Here is a 3,522-nt window from a genome sequence, read left to right on the forward strand (position 1 = left end):
TCTCACACCAGACAGTCAGAAGCCAGACTTGCTCAAACATCGTCAGGCCAAGCGGGCGAACGCTTCGCTGACTGCGTTTATTCTCCAAGTCGCAATAGGTAATATTTAATACGGCTTTATCGCGTAAAGCAGTGCGCAGGATTGTAAGATGTCCGGATGCCTCGTCACTCTCAGAACTTTGTCTTGCAACAGCGCGTAATGGCAGACGCGTATAGGCTTCACCTTTATCGCAACCAATAGCAGCACTGATTTTGGCCGAGACACGTCGGGCAGCTGCAGCCAGTGCTTCATCACCGCGGGAAGCGATCAGGCGGGTTCCGAGCATCAAAGCATCCAGTTCATCAGGATCGAAATGAAGAGGGGGCAGAAAATAACCCTTCTCCAGCTGATAACCAATGCCGGCCTCACCGCGCAAGGGCGCGCCCATAGCCTGCAAAGTCGCCATATCGCGATAGATTGTGCGGACTGAAACCTGCAGTTCCTGTGCCAGCATTTCTGCTGAAACCGGCTCTGTTCGGCCCCGTAAATGATCGAGGAGAGCAAAAAGGCGAAGTGTGCGCATGGAATATCTATACAGCATCCTGACAGAAACTGTCAGGATGCATATTGTATGCAACGCTCCTCAAACAAGGAGTTAATGCAATGCAATCAGTTAAAACCCAGACATCTCTTCAGGCAAAAATATCCGGTCTTGAATTGGGGCGTTTCCGTCTTAAAAACGGTGTCAATGAAGCGGATATGCACATTGCCTATGAATTGATGATTGCAAGCCATTTGTCCAAACAGAATGGCTGGTGCCGCCAGCATCTGGTAAAGCTGGGCGATGGTGTTTTTCTTGATATTGCTTTTGCGCTGACTGAGGATCATGCAAAGGCAATTTGTGCAAGCTGGCGCAATCAACCGGTCTGCGATGCTTTTCTGGCACTGATTGAGCCTGAGAGTATGGAATTCGGAACAATTTTATAAAACTTGTCCGGTTTCAACGATTTCCGGTGAACAGATCAGGATTGCGATAATGCAAGCAAATATGCAGGCAATTTCTTGCTGGCCTGCAATATCTCAATACCGGTCAACCGCCCGTTGCTATTGAAATCCAGATTGATTTCCCCGTCCGTTTCGTGCGGATCACAGCAATATGTAAAGCCGAAGGCAGTTTCATCTTCATCTGATTTGAACTGAATATAAGCGGCATCAGCGGCCGCATCGTAAGTCAACTTCATGATCGCATCCTGATGGGATAAAATTTCAGACAAACGGGCTGTTTCACTCCATTTGCCGTGCAAATTCACCCATCAGCTTTTCATAATCTTCCAAAGGCGGAAAAGCTTCATAGTGGTAAAGTGCCGGTGTCTGTGCCCAGGACAGCTTCTCCTTTGTCATAGTCTCCACGAAAGGTACAAACCAGCTATGGTCATCAAATAGCGATGGCCGGACATTGACGAAAGCATCAACGCCTTCAATGCGCGTGAACATCCATGTCATGCAATAGGCGCAGAAATAATGATGCTGTTGCGGGCCATGCAAACCACCGATTACCGGCTTACCCTCCGTGACTTTAAAGCCGGAAGAGGGGATCATCGCCGTCAACGAAAACGCGCTGCTGCTCATTGTCTGACAGCCTGTGCAATGACAGGCCGCCGTCATGATCGGTGCTGCACTGACCTCAATCCTGACTTTTCCGCAGCGGCATTGCCCGCTGAAGGGGAGTTGCGGTGTTTTCATCACTGATATCCTTATAAAACAGGCATTTCATTGATTTTATAAGTCATATTCTTCATCAACTGCCGCGTTTCAGACCATGAGCTATGAGCCGATCGAGAATCTGAGCATAGCTGACGCCACTCACAGCCATTACTTTCGAATACATACTGATATCGGTAAAGCCCGGAATCGTATTAATTTCGTTGAGTATGATACGCATATCATCCGTCACAAAGAAATCCACGCGCGCCATTGCATCGCAGCCGGTAGCACGGAATGCTTTTTTCGCCATCTCACGGATCTGCGTTTCAACGGATGCGGGCAAGTCGGCCGGTACTTTTAAAGCCGCACCGTTCTCGTCCGTATATTTTGCATCATAGCTGTAGAAACCATGACTTTCAGCCGGTGTGATCTCGCCGCAACGGGAAACGAAAAGCGTACCGTCAGCATCCTCAAGCACAGCACATTCAATCTCGCGGCCACGGATAAATTCTTCTGCGAGAAGTTTATTGTCGTGACGGAAACCTTCATCCAGTGCCAGTCTGTAATCCGCCGGTGTTGCAACTTTACTCACACCCACGGATGATCCTTGCCGTACAGGCTTCACGAAAAAGGGCAGGCCGAGCGCATTCTTGACAGCTTCAAACTCCGGTACATTTCCCGAATGGAGCGTCACAGCATGGGCAACAGGAACTGCGGCCTCTCTGTTCACACGCTTGGTCATGTCCTTATCGAGCGCAACGGCAGAACCGAGAATACCACAGCCAATCAGCGGAACGCAGGCAACTTCAGCCAATCCCTGTACCGCACCGTCTTCGCCATGAAGGCCGTGCAAAACAGGAAATAAAGCATCAATTTTCGGCAATTCCTGAAGCCCCTGATCTGCATCAATACCGATAATTCGCCCGTAACCACCGGAAACAAGGCAAATTTCAGTACCGGAGGAGGGCTTTGCCAATTGTCCCTGCTCTTAGCTGCTGAGCAACCATTGTCCTTCGCGGGTCACAAAGATCGGTACAGCCTCGTATTTATCAGCATCCAGCGCCTGCATCACATTGGTCGCGGAAAGCACAGAAACATCATGCTCCGGCGAGCGGCCACCAAACAGCACAGCAATACGCAATTTATTTTGTTTTCCGGTCATGACACCATCCGTAATATCAATATTTTCAATAAGATGCGGGAGATAATGAATATCGTTTTTCAACCGGATCATTTTCCGGAAATCCGGCCATATTAAGTTTCAAAGATGTACAATCTTGGAAGCCACTGCTTTTGAGTTTTTATGGTAAATAAAGACTGCATTCAGAATGAGGTTGAGGTGAACCACATGCAAAAACAAGCAGCAATTCTCGAGCGTACAGAATGGGCTGAAAAGCCCGATGTCTGGCACGGAGAGTTTGAAGGAAAGCGCTTTGGTACGAATGTATCAGTGATGTTTTATACGACTGAGCATATCGGGCGTGGGCCAAGACTGCACAAACATCCTTATGATGAGATCTTCATCATACGTCAGGGCCGCGCTTTGTTCACAGTCGGTGACCGGCAGTTTGAGGCTGTGGCGGGACAGATCATCTTCGGACCAGCCAACATTCCGCATAAATATGTCAATCTCGGCCCGCATAGTCTGGAGATGACGGATATTCATGTCACCGACAAATTCGAACAGGAAAATCTGGACTGATCCGAGAGGGTCAGGCGGATCACCGCCAATTGGTCAAAGCCATACATTTTGTCAAAGCCGATTAGAGACGCGACGTCGCTGGCCTGTTAGAAATGCGACACTAACCACCTCCTTGCTCTGACGGTCAGCCCCCGACC

General features: G+C 49.1%; 5 protein-coding genes and 1 pseudogene. 2 read left to right on the forward strand and 4 right to left on the reverse strand.

Annotation, left to right across the window (positions count from 1 at the left end):
* The coding region (locus A918_RS0114610; RefSeq protein ID WP_022711778.1) for a YafY family protein at positions 1–562 on the reverse strand (562 nt) is incomplete at its 3' end.
* A gap of 80 nt (positions 563–642) precedes the next feature.
* Between A918_RS0114610 and A918_RS20600 the strand changes: the two genes are divergently transcribed.
* The gene (locus tag A918_RS20600) at positions 643–966 is read left to right on the forward strand and encodes a hypothetical protein (protein WP_156831452.1); all 324 of its coding nucleotides are present in this window, start codon (positions 643–645) and stop codon (positions 964–966) included.
* A 35-nt stretch (positions 967–1,001) separates the two neighbouring features.
* Here the strand turns inward: A918_RS20600 and A918_RS0114620 are convergent, their stop codons facing one another.
* From A918_RS0114620 to A918_RS21190, 3 genes and pseudogenes are all read right to left on the reverse strand, one after another.
* Complete coding sequence (locus A918_RS0114620) at positions 1,002–1,220, reverse strand: DUF2283 domain-containing protein (protein ID WP_022711780.1); 219 nt, start codon at positions 1,218–1,220, stop codon at positions 1,002–1,004.
* Between the two features lie 43 nt (positions 1,221–1,263).
* Complete coding sequence (locus A918_RS0114625; RefSeq protein ID WP_022711781.1) at positions 1,264–1,722, reverse strand: GFA family protein; 459 nt, start codon at positions 1,720–1,722, stop codon at positions 1,264–1,266.
* A 55-nt stretch (positions 1,723–1,777) separates the two neighbouring features.
* A pseudogene (locus A918_RS21190) lies at positions 1,778–2,845 on the reverse strand (D-alanine--D-alanine ligase family protein).
* Between the two features lie 186 nt (positions 2,846–3,031).
* Here A918_RS21190 and A918_RS0114635 point away from each other — a divergent pair.
* The gene (locus A918_RS0114635; protein WP_022711782.1) at positions 3,032–3,385 is read left to right on the forward strand and encodes a cupin domain-containing protein; all 354 of its coding nucleotides are present in this window, start codon (positions 3,032–3,034) and stop codon (positions 3,383–3,385) included.
* Positions 3,386–3,522 lie beyond the last annotated feature (137 nt).

This window comes from Pseudochrobactrum sp. AO18b (assembly GCF_000409565.1).
Classification (GTDB): domain Bacteria; phylum Pseudomonadota; class Alphaproteobacteria; order Rhizobiales; family Rhizobiaceae; genus Pseudochrobactrum; species Pseudochrobactrum saccharolyticum.

What these genes read in the sequence shown, in the direction of transcription:
- A918_RS20600 (WP_156831452.1), top strand. Translation starts at nt 643, where the DNA reads ATGCAATCAGTTAAAACCCAGACATCTCTTCAGGCAAAAATATCCGGT.
- A918_RS0114620 (WP_022711780.1), bottom strand. Translation starts at nt 1,220, where the DNA reads ATGAAGTTGACTTACGATGCGGCCGCTGATGCCGCTTATATTCAGTTC.
- A918_RS0114625 (WP_022711781.1), bottom strand. Translation starts at nt 1,722, where the DNA reads ATGAAAACACCGCAACTCCCCTTCAGCGGGCAATGCCGCTGCGGAAAA.
- A918_RS0114635 (WP_022711782.1), top strand. Translation starts at nt 3,032, where the DNA reads ATGCAAAAACAAGCAGCAATTCTCGAGCGTACAGAATGGGCTGAAAAG.